The sequence below is a fragment of the Kordia sp. genome (genome assembly GCF_050633145.1).
GTDB lineage: Bacteria > Bacteroidota > Bacteroidia > Flavobacteriales > Flavobacteriaceae > Kordia.
In genome coordinates this window covers 205,391-221,968 of sequence record NZ_JBOEFY010000004.1, presented here as the reverse complement: position 1 = coordinate 221,968, position 16,578 = coordinate 205,391, and the positions used below count along the sequence as shown (strand labels likewise).

14 protein-coding genes are annotated in these 16,578 nt (G+C 34.3%); 7 read left to right on the top strand and 7 right to left on the bottom strand.

What is annotated here, in order from left to right; all coding sequences use genetic code 11:
- Positions 1-156: 156 nt before the first annotated feature.
- The 7 genes from secG to miaB all read right to left on the bottom strand — a co-directional run bounded on the left by secG (position 157) and on the right by miaB (position 6,950).
- A complete protein-coding gene (gene secG, locus ACRBBL_RS03190) occupies positions 157-522 on the bottom strand; it encodes a preprotein translocase subunit SecG (RefSeq protein WP_431367597.1) in 366 nt (121 codons plus the stop codon).
- 6 nt (positions 523-528) lie between these two features.
- The gene (locus tag ACRBBL_RS03185) at positions 529-1,590 is read right to left on the bottom strand and encodes a hypothetical protein (protein ID WP_431367596.1); all 1,062 of its coding nucleotides are present in this window, start codon (positions 1,588-1,590) and stop codon (positions 529-531) included.
- A 1-nt stretch (position 1,591) separates the two neighbouring features.
- On the bottom strand, positions 1,592-2,092 hold the full coding sequence (lptE, locus tag ACRBBL_RS03180; RefSeq protein ID WP_431367595.1) for an LPS assembly lipoprotein LptE: 501 nt from the start codon (positions 2,090-2,092) through the stop codon (positions 1,592-1,594).
- A gap of 15 nt (positions 2,093-2,107) precedes the next feature.
- Positions 2,108-3,367, bottom strand: a complete 1,260-nt coding sequence (locus tag ACRBBL_RS03175; RefSeq protein ID WP_431367594.1) for a sigma 54-interacting transcriptional regulator — start codon at positions 3,365-3,367, stop codon at positions 2,108-2,110.
- A gap of 19 nt (positions 3,368-3,386) precedes the next feature.
- On the bottom strand, positions 3,387-4,376 hold the full coding sequence (locus ACRBBL_RS03170) for a hypothetical protein (RefSeq protein ID WP_431367593.1): 990 nt from the start codon (positions 4,374-4,376) through the stop codon (positions 3,387-3,389).
- A 38-nt stretch (positions 4,377-4,414) separates the two neighbouring features.
- Positions 4,415-5,374 carry a hypothetical protein gene (locus ACRBBL_RS03165; RefSeq protein WP_431367592.1) on the bottom strand — a complete coding sequence of 320 codons (960 nt, stop codon included), beginning with the start codon at positions 5,372-5,374 and terminating at the stop codon, positions 4,415-4,417.
- Between the two features lie 130 nt (positions 5,375-5,504).
- On the bottom strand, positions 5,505-6,950 hold the full coding sequence (gene miaB / locus ACRBBL_RS03160) for a tRNA (N6-isopentenyl adenosine(37)-C2)-methylthiotransferase MiaB (protein WP_431367591.1): 1,446 nt from the start codon (positions 6,948-6,950) through the stop codon (positions 5,505-5,507).
- Positions 6,951-7,112: 162 nt separating this feature from the next.
- Here miaB and ACRBBL_RS03155 point away from each other — a divergent pair, with 162 nt between their 5' ends.
- The 7 genes from ACRBBL_RS03155 (at position 7,113) to gldK (ending at position 16,577) form a co-directional block, all read left to right on the top strand.
- Positions 7,113-8,348, top strand: coding sequence for an LVIVD repeat-containing protein (locus ACRBBL_RS03155; RefSeq protein WP_431367590.1), 1,236 nt, complete (start codon positions 7,113-7,115; stop codon positions 8,346-8,348).
- A 144-nt stretch (positions 8,349-8,492) separates the two neighbouring features.
- Positions 8,493-9,554, top strand: coding sequence for a hypothetical protein (locus ACRBBL_RS03150; protein ID WP_431367589.1), 1,062 nt, complete (start codon positions 8,493-8,495; stop codon positions 9,552-9,554).
- Entirely contained in the window at positions 9,548-10,144 is a 597-nt protein-coding gene (locus ACRBBL_RS03145) for an RNA polymerase sigma factor (RefSeq protein ID WP_431367588.1), read from the top strand. Before ACRBBL_RS03150 ends, ACRBBL_RS03145 begins: the two co-directional genes overlap by 7 nt.
- Entirely contained in the window at positions 10,131-11,282 is a 1,152-nt protein-coding gene (locus ACRBBL_RS03140) for a hypothetical protein (protein ID WP_431367587.1), read from the top strand. The genes ACRBBL_RS03145 and ACRBBL_RS03140 overlap by 14 nt, the downstream gene beginning before the upstream one ends.
- 105 nt (positions 11,283-11,387) lie before the next feature.
- Entirely contained in the window at positions 11,388-13,889 is a 2,502-nt protein-coding gene (topA, locus tag ACRBBL_RS03135) for a type I DNA topoisomerase (RefSeq protein WP_431367586.1), read from the top strand.
- On the top strand, positions 13,889-15,061 hold the full coding sequence (locus tag ACRBBL_RS03130; protein ID WP_431367585.1) for a formimidoylglutamase: 1,173 nt from the start codon (positions 13,889-13,891) through the stop codon (positions 15,059-15,061). Before topA ends, ACRBBL_RS03130 begins: the two co-directional genes overlap by 1 nt.
- Positions 15,062-15,212: 151 nt before the next feature.
- A complete protein-coding gene (gldK, locus tag ACRBBL_RS03125; protein WP_431367584.1) occupies positions 15,213-16,577 on the top strand; it encodes a gliding motility lipoprotein GldK in 1,365 nt (454 codons plus the stop codon).
- Position 16,578: the final 1 nt, after the last annotated feature.

Sequence of the window (16,578 nt, the reverse complement as noted above, 5' to 3'; positions counted from 1 at the left end):
TTTGTTGAATATTTAATATTATAATTGTTTGATTATTTATGGATACCAAAGAGTCAGAAATTGTGCCATTGTACGAATGCTGACAAATTGAAATAAAAAAATGCCAGCTTATGACAAGCTGGCATTTTTTGTATGTTATTTGTAACTAATTTTTAGTTACCTACCACCACCACCTTCAGATCCTCCTGAAGTGTTTGTGTCGTTTGTGTTTGTATCGTTTGTTTGTGCTGGTTGCTCTGTAGCCTGAATGTTTTTACCAGAAACTTTCGATTGCTCTCCAGATGCACTTAAATTTGTAAAGTTTGTCACTAGGATTAATACGATCAATATAGTTCCTAATGCCCAGGTACTTTTATCTAAAAAGTCTGTTGTTTTCTGCACACCACCAATTTGTTGGTTTCCACCACCACCAAAAGAAGAAGATAATCCTCCACCTTTTGGATTCTGTACCATTATTACTAGCATTAATAAGAATGCTACAATAAGAATTAAGATTATAAAAATGTAATAAGTTGAACTCATTGTGTATTAATTATTTTGTTGTAATTTTTTTATTGCTCGAATTTGGTCTGCAAAGAAACCACTTTTTTCTGGATATTTCAAAATTAAAATGTTATAAGCTTTAATTGCTTTTTTGTATTTCTTTTGCTCCAAATATACTTTCGCCAAAGTTTCGGTCATTAAGATCGATTGATCTATGTTTACTTCGTTGGCAAGATTGATTGTCTTTTCTAGTGTTGGTCTAGGTTTTATCTTCGGATTTGTGTCTATAAACTTGTCTATCAACTCAAATCTTTTTTGTTTTTTTTCTTCCGAAGGAGACGCTTCTTTTACTATTATAGTTGCTTTTTTTGCTGGTACAATTTCTTCTTTTTGCTCTTTAGGACTTTCGTCAGAACGATCAATTGGCTGAAAATTGGTTAGTTGAAGCCATTCTGAAAAGGAATGTTTTTCTTTTTTGTCGAAAGATAACGGTTTGCCTAATTGCAAGGTTTCTTCAGGAGTAACCGGAGTAGCTTCTATTTGTTTTCTAGCTTTTTTCTCTTTTGATTTTTTCTTCTTCTTGTCTTTTTTGCTTTTCTTTTTGCTTTTTTCCTTTTCCTCAGAAACTACTTTTTCTGCCTCAACTTTCGTTTCAATCTTAGCTTCAACTTCAACTTCAGATTCAATTTCAACTTCTTCTTTCGGTTGAAACAAATTAGGATCAAGAATGGCATTTGCTTCTTGAATTTTTGTTTTGATCGCGTCTTCCATACGAAGATTTCGATCAATTTTTACTTCTTCAACAGCTACTTCAATATCATTGACATTGTTGTGTATTTCTTTTATTGCACTTGAAATTCCGTGCTGTTCAAAAGTTTTGGAAGTAATGAAATCAAATAAAATACTACGGTCTGTAGTGTATGCTGCTGTAATTTTTAAATGTTGATTGTATTGAAAACTATCCTGATTTTTTAATCCTTTTAAATGTACCACACGGGCAGCCTGAAAGTATGGGAAATCTTTTGTAATGGCAGCAATGGCTTCTGTTTGTGAAGCATTGATGTGAATCGGGTTTTGTAAGATATATGTAAAATCAGAAATGTTCATGTTACCAATTTGCTAAACTTGCGTTGAAAATATCGAGATTTAAACGATCAAAAATTTCTTGAAATGCAGTTGCTTGTACTGACGGCAATTGTGTGCTGGCAGGATAATCATAAAAGAACGAAAAACGTTTGTCAAAATCATCTTCAGGTCTGTTTTTATGTGTAAAACGTACTTGAACCGCAATCGTTAAACGGTTTTGAGCTGCCGTATTGTTAGCAGTTGCACTCATAGGAGATACACGATATTCTACAATTTCACCTTCGTAAACCAAATCACCATTGGATCTTACCAAGTCTAAACTTGTTTGGTTTTGAATAAAATCTTGTAAACCTAAAGTAAAATCTCTGTCGAGTCCAGGCTCAATAATAGGTGCATTGTTTTGGAAAAAGTTGACTTGATATGTTTTTGCATTCAAATCTCCCGTTCCTGTAAAGTTATAACCACAACTTGCTACAGCAATAGCAACTATGAGTGTTGTGATGATTATTTGTATTTTTTTCATTGTATTTTTTCTTTTTTATAAATCAAATTGTTTGATTTTTCTATACAGCGTTCGTTCAGAGATGCCCAATTCTTTTGCGGCAGCTTTTCGTTTTCCTTTGTTACGCTCTAGCGATTTTTTAATCAATTCTAATTCTTTGTCGTGTAGCGAAAGCGTTTCTTCTTCTTCCACATCTTCAGCAAAATGATATTTGTCAGCCTCTGAAACTACAGTAACTTCTGGAGAAATTGATAATAGTTTTACAGGAGCTGTAGTTTCTTCTTCATGGAAAACTTCATCATTTTCATCTTCGCCATATATTTTTTGAATTAGACTTTCATTGTCTTCTTTTACTTTTTGCGAAACCCCATTTTGCATTAACTCCATCGTGAGTTTTTTAAGATCATTTAGGTCACTTTTCATATCGAAAAGCACTTTGTATAGAATTTCACGTTCCGAACTAAAGTCACTTTCGCTTTTTTCATTTTCAATAACCGCAGGTAAGTTTCCTGAAGTATTCGGTAAATATTGACGTAAAGTATCAGGTGTAATGCTTCTGCGTTCTTCCAATACAGAAATTTGTTCTGCTACATTTCGCAATTGACGAATATTTCCGTTCCAACGATATTTTGTCAACATTTCCGTAGCACTTTCATCCAAACGAATAGAAGGCATTTTATACTTCATAGCGAAGTCAGATGCAAATTTTCTAAACAATAAGTGAATGTCATCTTTACGTGCGCGCAATGGCGGAAGTAGAATTTCAACAGTACTTAAACGATAGTATAAATCTTCTCTAAATTTTCCTTTTTTGATTGCTTCAAACATGTTCACATTTGTAGCAGCAACGATACGTACATTTGTTTTTTGCACTTTTGACGAACCTACTTTGATGAATTCACCATTTTCTAATACACGTAATAAACGTACTTGTGTTGTTAATGGCAGTTCTCCAACTTCATCCAAAAAAATAGTTCCATTATCGGCTACTTCAAAATACCCATTTCGGGTTTGTGTGGCACCTGTAAAAGCACCTTTTTCGTGACCGAATAACTCACTGTCAATAGTTCCTTCTGGAATGGCTCCGCAGTTTACAGCAATATATTTTCCGTGTTTTCGATGTGAAAGTGAATGAATTATTTTAGGAATACTTTCCTTTCCAACTCCACTTTCACCAGTAACCAACACAGAAATGTCGGTTGGCGAAACTTGCAATGCTTTTTCTATAGCACGATTAAGCGCTGCATTGTTTCCAATGATTCCAAAACGTTGTTTGATCGCTTGTATGGATTCCATTTATCTTGTAATTCTTTTTTTAGTTTATGTATTGAAATGTTTCGTCAATGGTAATGGTTGTGCCATCAGAAATTGTAGGCACCGATGTAAAAATAGTTCCGTTTCTTGTTAAGATTCTATTGTTAGCATCGTATTGAATATTTAAATTAGAACTTCCTTGCTGCGTTGTTACATTTGTGACATTGTTTGGGCTAAAAATCATAGCTTGCCAATGCTCGTATTGATCGTCGTATTCATCATTTAAAATTGAGAATACATACATGTCATTTAATGAGTTACGTAACGGATTGGTGTTGCTGTCGTGTGTATACGTATATGTATTAGCATCCTGTCCTGTAATTACAGCAGTTGTTAAATTACCATTGCTATCATACGAAATGTTTTCTGTTTTAATAACCATTCCGTTTTCCATCGTTTCTCTTTTTACAAGTTTACTTGTTGTTGCATCAAAAGTAAATTTGGTTGAGAAATTAGTTTCTTCTCTAGTACGTGTTATTTCATTATTTACATGTACAAACGAGAATGTAAAGTTTTCAGACGCATCTTCTAAATCTTCATACGTGATTTCTGTTAATTTGTCAAGATTATAAATTACGGATGTTCTATTTACGAGTACTCCATCAACGGAGTTTCGTATTTGAATAACTCTACTGTTTTCATCTCTAATTATGTTTGCAACACCATTTACTGTAATGCCTAAAAAGGTAAACATTGTATTTTGTGATAGAAATTGATTGTTGGCATTAATCACAAAATCGGTAATGAATGTTGTGTCATCTCCTGTTGCTGATGAAAAGGTTTTTATATAATCATAATCATTTAGCTGTAACGATGCTCCAGGTTCTGGATTTGGATCTACAGGATCTACAGGATCAACGGGATCAACGGGATCGGTTGGGTCTCCAGTAGTAGGTTGTTCTATGAAAATTTCTCCGTCATAGGGTTCATTATCACAGGAAAAGCAACAAAGCACTAGTATAACTGCTGGTATTAAAATTATTCTTTTCATCGGTATCGGTTTTAATGTTTTGCGGTTTATGGTTTCAATTAATATTGAAATACTTCTGATTGTGTAATTGAAACGCCATCACCAAGGTCAAAGTTTCCATTTCTGCTGGTAATATCGTTATTTGCATTATAGGTTACGGTCAAATCTACATTTCCGTCATTTGTTTCAATTCGTATCCAGTTGTTTGTAGCATGGAAAATAGCTATAGCACTTCCAACTTCGTCATCATTTTCACTGTCAAACATTGTAAGTAGGAATTGATCGTTGAAAACAGTTTTTAGCGGATTTGTAAAGGAATCATATACGAATGTATTGTTTCCAGTATTGGCTCCTGTTACGGTAGAATTGGTGCAGTTTCCATTCACATAAGTCAATACTTCTAATTGTGTACTTGTAGTTCCGTCAAATGACTCTTTCGAAATTAACTGACTATTAGAGTTAAAAGTAAATACTGCAGATTGATTAGCAGCTGCATTGGTACGTGTTACCGTAGTTCCGCTGTATGCAAATGTATAGGTATAGTTTTCTGTACTATCGCCTAAATCTTCATAGGCTATTTGAGTAATATTATCGCCTGTATAAGTAATAGTGGTTCTGCTTGTAACACTTCCGCTATTCATGCCTTCAACCTGAACTATTTTTCCATTGCCATCTCTAGTCAATGTGCTAACAGAGTTCGAAGTAACACCTAAAGCAGTTGCTTGAATATTTGCAGATACAACGATGCTATTATTTACAACAAAGTCAGTATTTGTAATAATTGCTCCAAAAATTGGAACGTTAGAGTTTGTGTCGTATGAATATGTGCTAAGTGCAGTTCCGTTATTTCCACCACCATTATTTCCACCGCCGTTACCGCCGCCAGTATTTCCACCACCAGTGTTTCCTCCGTTATTAGAAGCTGTTTCTATAACAATATTTGAGTCTAATGGTTCAGTATCACAAGAAAAGCAGAAAAATGCTAAGATTACTGATGGGATTAATAAGATTTTTTTCATCTGTTTGTTTTTTATTTTTTAGTAATTAGGTCAGATGGAATTCACCAATACAAGCTTCATTAGTTATTGAAAGATTGTTATGGTTCATTTCATGAGTTAAGTTTTTGATTGATACAAAACGAGTTTGTGATTAATTATTTTCTGAGAGTCCAATAGCTTCGCCAATGAGGGTAGCCGAAGTGCAATCTATTATTTTTACATTTACAAAGTCACCTGGTTGGTAATTTTCTTTTGGGAAAACAACCACCGTATTTTCTGAAGATCTTCCTTTCCAATGTGTATCAGATTTTTTAGAAGTTCCTTCAATAAGTATTTCTTTTATTGTATGCAGTTGCGCTTTTGTTCCGATTGCACTATGCTTACGTTGCAATGCAATGATTTCGGCAAGTCTACGCTTTTTTACAGGCTCAGGTACATCATCTTCCATTTTTCGAGCTGCAGTTGTTCCTGGTCTTTCCGAATACGTAAACATGTATCCGAAGCCATATTTTACATATTCCATTAATGATAATGTATCTTGATGATCTTCTTCCGTTTCTGTTGGAAAACCAGCAATCATATCTTGTGAAATTCCACATCCTGGTAAGATTTCACGAATTTTATCAATTAAGCTAAAATATTCTTCACGTGTATGCAAACGATTCATTTCCTTTAAGATACGATTACTTCCGCTTTGTACAGGCAAGTGAATGTGATTGCAAATATTTTGATGTTTTGCCATTATAAGCAATACATTTTCATGCATGTCTTGCGGATTAGAAGTAGAGAAGCGAAGTCGTAATTTTGGGAACTTCGTAGCTACCATATCTAGTAATTTGGCAAAATCGACTGCAGTTGCTTTCTGCATTTCAGAAGCTTTGTCGAAATCTTTCTTTAAGCCGCCGCCATACCATAAAAAGCTATCTACATTTTGACCAAGAAGCGTTACTTCTTTATAATTTTTATCAACTAATTCTTGAATTTCTTCCAAAATTGATTGCGGATCACGGCTGCGTTCACGTCCACGTGTAAATGGAACTACGCAAAACGTACACATATTATCGCAACCTCTAGTAATAGAAACCAATGCATTAATTCCGTTCGTATTTAAACGAACAGGTGAAATGTCTCCATAGGTTTCGTCTTTCGAAAGAATAACATTTACTGCATTTCGTCCTTCGTCAATTTCTTGTAACAAGTTTGGTAAATCTTTGTAAGCATCTGGTCCAACAACCATGTCTACAATTTTTTCTTCTTCCAAAAACTTACTTTTCAAACGTTCTGCCATACAGCCCAATACGCCAACTTTCATTTTTGGATTGTGTCGTTTTACAGCATTGTATTTTTCCAAACGCTTACGAACAGTTTGTTCTGCTTTATCGCGAATGGAGCAAGTGTTTACCAATACTAAATCGGCTTCTTCGAGTCGATCAGTAGTATTAAATCCTTCTTTAGCTAAAATAGAAGCCACAACTTCGCTGTCGGCAAAGTTCATTTGGCAACCATAACTTTCTATATATAATTTTCGTGTATTCTTTGGATTTTGTGCTAAAACAATACTTTCTCCTTGCTTGTTCTCGTCAATAATCTTCTCCATGTAAATGTATTCTGTACCGTAAATTCTTAATCAAATAAGATACAAAGATAGGATTATTTCAAAGATAGTGACATAATGACATGTTAAATACGTGCTTTTTCAACGCAACCTTTTTTAGATGTTTGTATCTAACCTATAAACCAATCAACAAACAACTACGCTATGAAACTCAATTATCTCTTTTTATGTATTGTAGGTTACCTGTTTATATCTTGTTCAGATGATAAAGATTATGAGTATGTAAATGTAGCTACACCAATTACAATTACTTCAGCAGAATTGAGAGCTTCTGTCGAAGTTTTACCACCGCAAAGCATTGTAGAATCTGGAAAAATATATGCGTATCAACAGTATATTTTTGTAAATGATGTTGATAAAGGAGTGCATGTTATTGACAATAGAAACCCTTCGCAACCTACAATTGTAAACTTTTTAAAAATTCCACTAAACAGAGATGTCTCTGTAAAAGGAAATTATTTATACGCTGACAGCGGAAGAGATTTAGTTGTTTTTGATATTAGTCAAATTACCAACATACAAATGATTGGACATGTAGAAGATGTAATTGAAAACTATCAATCTGCTAGCTATCCAGAAGATGTAAATTTCTTTGATTGGTCTGGTTATGATAATTATGATGATATTATTGTTGGTTGGGACATAAGAGTAGAACGCAGAGAAGTTATAAATTATGATGATGTAGTACTTGAAACAGCTTCAGTAGGAGATAGTTCAGGTTCTGGAGGATCATTGGCACGTTTTAAAATTGTAGAAGACTATTTATATGTAGTTGATAATGCAAAAATAAATGTGTTTGATATTCAAAACTTAGAAACACCAACAAAAGTTAACGAACAATTTGTGACTTGGCAGGCAGAAACTATTTTCCATCAAGATGATAAATTATTTATAGGAACAAGAACTGGAATGTTTATTTATGGCATCACAGAGCCAAGTTCACCAACGTATATTTCTCATTTTGATCATGCAAGATTTTGTGATCCTGTAGTGGTTGATGGCAATTATGCCTATGTTACACTTCGCGCAGGTACAAGTTGTATTGACGGAGAATCTCAAATGCTAGAGAGTCGATTGGAAATTATTAATATCTCAGACATTCACAATCCGCAACTAGAAGAAACCTATATTATGAACGAACCGTATGGTTTGGGAATTAAAGGAGATCAATTATTTATCTGTGATGGAACTTCTGGATTGAAAGTTTACAACAAATCCGATATCTCAAATTTAGAGTTATTAGAAACCTATACTTCAAACGAAGCGTATGACGTAATTCCGCTGCAAAATAAATTGCTAATGATTGGAAACAATACGCTTACACAATATAATTACACAAATACAGGAATCGAATTGATTAGTGAATTTACAATTCAATAATTACTTTACTACTACAACTTTTACACTCTGTATGTGTATTTGGAAGGAGCCTATTTGTAAAATAATAGGCTTTTTTTATGTTTTTCGGGAACCTTTTTAAAAACGAGTGCGTCTATATAAATAGAACATTAACAAAACCTGACTATGAAAAAACAATTTTTAAAAATAGCACTCATAATTTTTATCGGACTCATCTCTTTTTCTTGTTCCGATTTAGATGATAATGAAATAGTAGGAACCGTAGCGTTAGAAAATGTAATTCAAAAAGAATCAGAATTATTTGGTCTGATTGAACGCGTAGCCGAAACAGAAGATGAAGACGAAATTACCTGTATAAAATTTCTCTATTCATTCACCATGTTAGAATTCGATGTTGATTTAATGGTCGTAAATGAATATGTAGTTTCAAGTGATGCTAATTTTAGTTTTATACTAGAAAATATTTCTGATGGAAACAGTATCGGAATCAACTTTCCAATTCAAAGTATTTTAGAGAGTGGTGAAGAGTTCTTAATTCAAAACAAAGACGAGCTCAAACAAGCAATTGACGACTGTATAGGTGAACAACAAGAGCAAATTGCAGGACAATGTCGATTACTATTGCAAGAATGTGTGTGGGTTGTAACTCATGATGATGAAGACGAAGATGCGTATGAAAATGCGGTATTTGATGTCGCTGACGACGGAACGTTTCAATTCTACAATAATGGAGAAGTACATGAAGGAACTTGGATTGTATACTTTATTGAAGACGAATTGCATACCAATATTACTTTTGAGGAAACTGGCATGACTGCTGATGATTGGAACTTTGACTGGGAAACGGAAATTCAATCCGATGAAATGATGCAATTTACCAATGATGGAATAAGTTTTACGCTGACGAAAGAATGTGAAGAAGAAAACTATTGTACACAGCTCATCTTTTCAGAATGTGAAGGAATTGATGGTTCGGAAGTTTCAGAATTTATATTTGAAAATTACATACCTTGTATTTTGCAAATTGAAGATTTAGAAGCACTGACGGAAAATGATAGTATTGCATTCTATGAAACACAAATGGATGCTGATGCAGAGACCAATCCGCTATCGCAAACATCGTATCAAAACACAACGCAAGAACAAACAATTTATGTGCGTGTATATTATGGAACTAACGACGAATTTTTTATCATTCCGATAACAATCATATCGACAACTTGCTAAAAACAATTCAAATACAAAACAACCAAATAGGGCAAACGTTTTTGGAAAACACAAACGAAGCAACATATAGCATCAAAGCATTGGTAAAAGGTGATGAGCTTGCTCAAAAAGCAGTTTACGAAGCCTTTGCACCCAAAATGTTAGCGGCGTGTCAAAACTTTATTTCCGATAAAACCTTGGCAGAAGAAGCTATGAACAATGGCTTTGTAAAAGTATTTTTCAACATAAAAAAATATAAGAACGAAGGAAGTTTTGAAGGTTGGATTCGTAAAATTATGATTCGGGAAAGTTTGTCTTTTCTGCGGAAGAAAAAATTTATCATCGCATCGCAAAGTGATACCATACTCTCAACACAAAAAACGTATCAGAAACCAGTAGAAGAAGTTTCGGAAATTCAACGACTCATTGAGCAACTTCCCATAGAGTTTAAACTTGTATTTAATCTGTATGCCATAGAAGGATATTCGCATAAAGAAATTGCGAAACTCTTAAAAATACCAGAAACAACTTCTAAAACACGCTTATTCAGAGCGCGAAAATTATTAAAAGAACAATTGCAAACCATAAAAAAAGCTAATGGAAGATTTTGATTACATAGATTCGCTGGCTAAAACAGCGCTTTCCGATCGTACAGCGGAACCTTCTGCGGATGGCTGGAATATGGTGCAGCAAAAAATGAAGCGTAAAAAACGCAAACGACTCATTATATATATAGTCTTATGTGGGTTGCTATGTTCGTTAGGAGTATATGTTGGAGTCAATTCTGGGGCAACTATTGATGCGAATGCGATTTCAAATAAAAACACAGATGCAAAAGTAACCTCGAATTCAAATTCAGTTTTAACTTCGAGTTCAAATTCAATATCAAAAGTGAATGATGCCAGTCAAGCTGGAATAGACACTTCGGTGACTCAGTCAGAATCGCAAACAAAAAACCAACACCAAACTACTAACAACATACATGGAGAGAAAAATGGTATTTTGCAAACGAAGGCTGGTGTCAATTCACAAATCAATATTACAAAAAGAAACGATTCAACGAACGCTTCAAATGTGTCAACAAAATCTACTAATGGAAATAAACTCGGAAACGAAACTGATATAACATTTGCAGATGGAGAAGAAGAAGTATTCTATCTAAATGCAGCAGGATTAAAAATATATCCTTGGGAGTTGATAGCACCAGAAAAGCTCAAAAAGAAACGAAGAAAGAAAAAGAAAAAGAAATCAAAAAAAGTGAAAGAGGTCTATGAAAACCTTGATCTAATGGTTGGTTTCAATGGTTTTGTTGAGTCAAACGATTACAACTTCATAGGTTCGTATGTATTTGAGTTGTCATACACAAAAGAAAATAAGTTAAAAAAGAACTATGAGTTTAACTACGGAGCGTCAATGCAATTCAGGAACTTACGTTTCAAAAATGATACATTAAGTTTCAATAGAGGAGAGTTAAGTGTAAATGTGCATTCGAGTCTCGAAAAGCGTTATGGAAATTTTGGAATAGAAGCTGGTGGGTATCTAGGGTATGAATTGTATTCTCCGAATAATGACTTTTTTAGTGAAAATGATATCAACCTATTTGAACGAAAAGTTAATTATGGTCTTTTTTCAATACTACACTATAAAAAAGTAGGATTGGTTTTTAAATATGAATTCTCACCATACATAAATTATGTTGGAGATAAGAAATTTGGCGCATTTACTATAGGTGTCAAATATGATTTTTAAAGTTGCAAAAAGTAAAATAGTACAGGTGTTAAAAAAATGGAAACATAAAAAAAAGTGCCCGTTTTTAAAAAATCTACCTACTTTTGTACTTTGAAAAAATAATATATGGCAAAGAATCTGGTAATTGTTGAGTCACCTGCAAAGGCGAAAACAATTGAAAAATTTCTTGGAAAAGATTACAAAGTAGAATCAAGTTTTGGTCACATTGCGGACTTACCTTCCAAAGAATTAGGTGTGAATGTAGATGGTGATTTTGAACCTCAATATATTGTCTCCGATGACAAAAAATCAGTAGTAAAAAAACTAAAAGACTTAGCAAAAAAAGCAGAAATTGTTTGGCTAGCAAGTGATGAGGATCGCGAAGGAGAAGCAATTGCATGGCATTTAGCAGAAACATTAAAACTAGAACCTGCACGTACAAAACGAATCGTTTTTCATGAAATTACCAAAACGGCAATCTTAAAAGCGATCGACAATCCAAGAGATATTGATTACAATCTCGTAAATGCACAACAAGCACGAAGAATCTTAGACAGATTGGTAGGATACGAATTGTCGCCAGTACTTTGGAGAAAAGTAAAAGGCGGATTATCTGCCGGACGTGTACAATCGGTTTCAGTACGTTTAATTGTAGAGCGTGAACGTAGTATTCAAGATTTTAAGCCACAAGCATCTTTCAAAGTTGCAGCAGAATTTATAAACTCGAAAGGGAAAAAATTCAAAGCAAGACTCAATAAAACATTTCCAACGCATCAAGAAGCTAAAGATTTCTTAGCTAAAAATGTAGGTGCCAATTTTAAAATTGCCAACTTAGAAACTAAGCCAGCAAAAAAATCACCAGCAGCACCATTTACTACATCAACACTACAACAAGAAGCATCACGAAAGTTATATTTCTCAGTAAGTAAAACGATGACATTGGCACAGCGTTTATACGAAGCTGGTTACATCACATATATGAGAACGGATAGTGTAAACCTTTCTAACGATGCAAAAAATGCAGCACAGGAAGAAATCATTCGTTCGTATGGTGAAGAATACAGTCACCCAAGAAATTACAAAAGCAAAGCTAAAGGAGCGCAAGAAGCGCATGAGGCTATTCGCCCTACAAATATGCAAAACCATTCGGTAGATGCAGAATACGATCAAGTGCGTTTGTATGAATTAATTTGGAAACGTACACTAGCTTCACAAATGAGTGACGCAAAATTAGAACGTACCAATGCAAAAATAGAAGCGAATACTCATGGCGAACGTTTTACAGCAAATGGAGAAGTATTAAAGTTTGAAGGTTTCCTAAAGGTATATCTTGAAGGAAAAGATGATGACGAAGAAGAACAAGATGGAATGTTACCTGCATTATATGTTGGAGAGCAACTTGAAAACGAATACATTTCTGCGACACAACGTTACACTAAAGCGCCGTACCGATTTACGGAAGCATCACTTGTAAAACAATTAGAAGAGTTAGGAATTGGACGACCATCTACATATGCGCCAACAATTTCTACCATTCAAAATAGAGGATACATCGAAAAAGGAACAGTTGAAGGTGTAGAAAGACAATACGAACAACTCACATTAAAGAGTAATAAAATCATAGAAAAAGAACTCACAGAAAAAGTAGGTTCTGACAAAGGGAAATTAGTACCAACAGACATTGGAATGATTGTAAATGATTTCTTGGTAAAAAATTTCGCTTCAATTCTTGATTATAACTTTACTGCAAAAGTAGAGCAAGACTTTGATGATATTGCTTCTGGAAACGAAGAGTGGAAAGTGATGATGAAAAGTTTCTACAAAGACTTTCATCCAAAAGTAGAAGATGTAAAAGAAAATGCCGAACGTGAATCTGGTGAACGTATTTTAGGAACTGATCCTGAAACGGGAAAACAAGTCAGCGTGCGTTTAGGGAAGTTTGGACCAATGGTGCAAATAGGAACGGTAGACGATGAAGAAAAGCCGAGATTTGCCAGTCTAAGCCCAGATCAGCAACTAAATACCATTACGTACGAAGAAGCGATGGATTTATTCCAATTGCCAAAAGCGTTGGGAGAATACAAAGGAGAAACTGTTGAGGTAAACAACGGTCGTTATGGTCCGTATGTGAAATTTGGTAAAAAATTCATTTCCTTAGAAAAAGGAGAAGATCCGTTAAGTGTAGAGATGGACAGAGCAATGGAATTAATCATAGCTCGTGAAAAGGCAGATGCGCCAATTGCTCAATATGAAACGCATGATGTAACCAAAGGTGTTGGACGTTTTGGTCCTTTCCTAAAATGGAACGGAATCTTTATCAATGTCAATAAAAAATATGATTTCGATAATCTTTCGCAAGCGGATATTGAAGAACTCATCGAAGATAAAAAGCAAAAAGAGCGCGATAAAGTTATTCATAACTGGGAAGCAGAAGGAATTCGTGTCGAAAAAGCACGTTGGGGAAGAAGTAACATTCTCAAAGGAAAAATAAAAATTGAACTTCCAAAAACAGTTGATGCTACAAAATTGACTTTAGAAGAAGTTCAAAAAATAATTGAAGACAAAGCTCCAAAGAAAAAAACAAAGGCTAAGGCAAAAGCAAAAGCGAAACCAAAAGCTAAAAAATAATGGAGTTTGAGTTTTTATCGCCTGTCAATGATATATTGATGGCTCATAATGAATTGCTGCCACAACAGGCTTTAGGGAACCAAATAGACATTCATACGTCCAAACAAGGTATTCCAGAGTCTATTGCCGAGTCAAAGTTTGCAATCATTGCAGTACTTGAAAATCGAAGCGATATCAATTACTTAGGAGAAGGCTTAGATTTGTTAGAAATTAGAAAAGCACTTTATAGTCTCTATCCAGGGAACTGGAGTCATAAAATGGTTGATTTAGGGAATCTTCAAAAAGGAGATACTGTTGATGATACTTATGCGGCACTTAAAAGAATCATGGAGCCGTTAATTAAAAAAGACATCATTCCTATTATTTTAGGAGGTAGTCAAGATTTAATGTATGCCATGTACCGCGCGTATGATAATTTAGAACAAACGGTTAATATTGTAAATGTAGATAGTAAATTTGATTTTGGCGCAATTACGCAATCGGTAAGCAATAACCATTCGTATATGGGAAAAATAATCACCGAAGAGCCACACAATCTATTTAATTATAGTAATATTGGATATCAAACCTATTTCAATTCGCAAGAAGAAATAGATTTAATGCGAAAACTATTCTTTGATGCCTATCGGTTAGGACAGGTTTCAAATGATATAAGCATTGTAGAACCGATTACACGTGATGCCGATATTGTCGGAATTGACTTGTCTGTTGTAAAAGCATCAGAAGTTAGCGGTAATCAAAATACGTCGCCTAATGGTTTGGATGGGAAAGAAATCTGTGCAGTTAGCCGTTATGCAGGAATAAGTGATAAAGTATCTTCGTTTGGAGTTTTTGAATATCGAAATTCAAAAGACGAAGAAATTACGGCGATGTTAGTTGCTCAAATGATCTGGTATTTCATAGAAGGCGTTAATTATCGTGTAAAAGATTATCCATTTGCTTCAAAAGACGACTATTTAAAGTATATAGTGCCAAATGATGTAGATGAGATGATTTTTTATAAAAGTAATAAAACCGAAAGATGGTGGATAGAAATACCATTTATTTCAAGTTTGAATAATAAATTAAAAAGACATACGTTATTACCTTGCACACACCAAGATTATTTGAATGCATGCAATCAAATTATCCCTGAAAGATGGTGGATGGCGTATAAAAAGAGTATAAATTAATTAAGCGTGTTAAGAAAACCTTAAATTGATATTTAAAAAAAGCGATTTAAAACCATTAGTTTTTAGAATAAAAAATTGTTTTTTTAAAAATAAATAGATAGGTTTACGCCCTTAAAATCTATAAAAAACGTATTAACCTCAATAATTCCGTATGAAAAAGATTGTTGTATTAACAGCCGTTTTAGCATTTCTTTATAGCTGTGGTTCTAAAGACAGAGGTGAGCTAGTCGGTGTCAAAGGAAAAAAATGGCACCCTGAAAAACCTTATGGTATGTCACTAGTTCCAGGTGGTTCCTTTATTATGGGTAAGTCAGATGATGATATTGCTCAGACTAAAAACGCACCAACTAAAACTGTAACAGTTCCATCATTCTATATGGATGAAACTGAAATTACTAATAGTGAATATAGAGAATTTGTATACTGGGTTCGTGATTCTATAATCAGAACTAAGTTAGCAATTATTGCAGATGAAGAAGGTAAAACTGATGCAGATGCAGATGGAATTGCAAAGTATGCTTTCAAAGATGTTGATACTACAGACCAAACTGCTTGGGAAAAGTACAATATAGATAACTATGCTGGGTTAGGTCCTACTGGTTATGAAGGAAGACGTTTAAATACAGACGTGGACTTAATTTGGGATTATTCTGAAATTCCAGATGAATTCTATGCTGAAGTTATGGATTCAATGTTAATTCCTGAAGCAGAATCATACAATGGTCAGCGTACAATCGATTGGACTAAAGTACGATTCCAGTACACTTGGATGGATATTCAAGCAGCAGCGAAAAATAAAGGAATGAAGCGTACAGACTTCATTAAAAGAGAAAACTTAGAAATCTACCCAGATACTACAGTTTGGATTAGAGACTTCGAATACTCATACAATGAGCCAATGCACAATGACTATTTTTGGCATGATGCATACAATGACTACCCAGTAGTTGGTGTAACTTGGCAACAAGCAAAAGCATTCTGTGAGTGGAGAACTCTAAAAAAGAATATCTACAGAAAAGAAAAGAAGCGTCACCAAATCAATAAATTCAGATTGCCATCTGAAGCAGAATGGGAATACGCAGCAAGAGGTGGACTCGAAGGAGCAACGTATCCTTGGGGAGGACCTTACACAATGAATGATAGAGGTTGTTTCTTGGCAAACTTCAAGCCACTTAGAGGAAACTATGCAGCCGATCAAGCATTATACACTGTAGAAGGAGAAGCATTTGAGCCAAATGACTTTAACCTTTACAACATGGCAGGAAATGTAGCAGAATGGACAGCGTCATCTTATGATCCAAGTTCTTATGAATACATGTCTACAATGAGCCCGAATGTAAATGACTCACTAAACAATCGTAAAGTAATACGTGGTGGATCATGGAAAGATGTTGAGTACTTCTTACAAGTAAGTACAAGAGATTTTGAATACAAAGATTCGGCAAGAAGTTATATTGGTTTCAGAACTGTACAGAGTTACATGGGAACTGATGTTATCGGAACAGTGAAAAACTAAA

Excerpts from the sequence above, each read along its gene's own strand:
- secG (WP_431367597.1), bottom strand. The coding sequence starts at position 522 with ATGAGTTCAACTTATTACATTTTTATAATCTTAATTCTTATTGTAGCA.
- ACRBBL_RS03185 (WP_431367596.1), bottom strand. The coding sequence starts at position 1,590 with ATGAACATTTCTGATTTTACATATATCTTACAAAACCCGATTCACATC.
- lptE (WP_431367595.1), bottom strand. The coding sequence starts at position 2,092 with ATGAAAAAAATACAAATAATCATCACAACACTCATAGTTGCTATTGCT.
- ACRBBL_RS03175 (WP_431367594.1), bottom strand. The coding sequence starts at position 3,367 with ATGGAATCCATACAAGCGATCAAACAACGTTTTGGAATCATTGGAAAC.
- ACRBBL_RS03170 (WP_431367593.1), bottom strand. The coding sequence starts at position 4,376 with ATGAAAAGAATAATTTTAATACCAGCAGTTATACTAGTGCTTTGTTGC.
- ACRBBL_RS03165 (WP_431367592.1), bottom strand. The coding sequence starts at position 5,374 with ATGAAAAAAATCTTATTAATCCCATCAGTAATCTTAGCATTTTTCTGC.
- miaB (WP_431367591.1), bottom strand. The coding sequence starts at position 6,950 with ATGGAGAAGATTATTGACGAGAACAAGCAAGGAGAAAGTATTGTTTTA.
- ACRBBL_RS03155 (WP_431367590.1), top strand. The coding sequence starts at position 7,113 with ATGAAACTCAATTATCTCTTTTTATGTATTGTAGGTTACCTGTTTATA.
- ACRBBL_RS03150 (WP_431367589.1), top strand. The coding sequence starts at position 8,493 with ATGAAAAAACAATTTTTAAAAATAGCACTCATAATTTTTATCGGACTC.
- ACRBBL_RS03140 (WP_431367587.1), top strand. The coding sequence starts at position 10,131 with ATGGAAGATTTTGATTACATAGATTCGCTGGCTAAAACAGCGCTTTCC.
- topA (WP_431367586.1), top strand. The coding sequence starts at position 11,388 with ATGGCAAAGAATCTGGTAATTGTTGAGTCACCTGCAAAGGCGAAAACA.
- ACRBBL_RS03130 (WP_431367585.1), top strand. The coding sequence starts at position 13,889 with ATGGAGTTTGAGTTTTTATCGCCTGTCAATGATATATTGATGGCTCAT.
- gldK (WP_431367584.1), top strand. The coding sequence starts at position 15,213 with ATGAAAAAGATTGTTGTATTAACAGCCGTTTTAGCATTTCTTTATAGC.